Origin of the sequence: Sulfitobacter sp. HI0027, assembly GCF_001634775.1 — a bacterium.
GTDB lineage: Bacteria > Pseudomonadota > Alphaproteobacteria > Rhodobacterales > Rhodobacteraceae > Sulfitobacter.
Genome location: NZ_LWER01000252.1, coordinates 1 through 743, shown reverse-complemented (window position 1 = coordinate 743; position 743 = coordinate 1). Strand labels below are relative to the sequence as shown.

At 56.9% G+C, this 743-nt stretch carries 1 protein-coding gene; it reads left to right on the top strand.

All coding sequences use genetic code 11. The annotated features are described in order from the left end of the window. Nucleotides 1–517, top strand: a 517-nt coding sequence (locus A3722_RS15065; RefSeq protein ID WP_236627432.1) for a rhamnan synthesis F family protein, incomplete at its 5' end; no start/stop codon positions are given. Between the last annotated feature and the right edge of the window lie 226 nt (nt 518–743).

Here is a 743-nt window from a genome sequence, read left to right as displayed (position 1 = left end):
AACTGATACTCAGGACAAGGCAGCCCGAATTTCTCAGATTGGGCAGCAGGCTGGCGTTGCGGTGGACACTCTCGTGGTTCCCAACAAGGGTCGTGACATCCTGCCTTTCATGCAGCTTTTTACTAATGGCTATGCCCAAGAGGACGAGATCTGGTGCCACGTCCATCAGAAGAAGTCTCTTGGGGTGACCGACGCGGGCGAGACCTGGCGTCGCTTTCTTATGGCGATTCTACTGGGGGATGATACCCGGCTCTCATCCGCTCTAGAGCATATTGCCCAACCGGAAACAGGTCTTGTTACGGCCTTTGATCCTGGTGTCAGCGATTGGGCTGGATCGCGCCGCCTTTTGCCGCAGATTGCGCAGAAGCTGCCAGGGCCGATCCCTGAGCATGCGCTGCTGTTCCCGGTAGGTAACATGTTCTGGACACGCGGAAACCTGGTTGCGAAGATGAATAGCATATTCGGGAAGGACTACCCTTGGCCGAACGAGCCCATCGCCACTGACGGTACCGTATAGCACCTGATTGAGCGGCTCTGGCCGGCGGCAGGCGCGATGGCCGGACTGAACGCGGTGTTCCTCGACAAACCAGACCAGCAAAGGGTGTAACCGAAATGCGGATCGTCTTTCATATCGGGATGGGGAAAACCGGAACCACGTCCATTCAGCACGCCTTGCGCACCAATGCCGAGGCACTATTCAGTCAGAAGGCGGCCTATCTGAGCATGTGGTTCGACGAGATCGA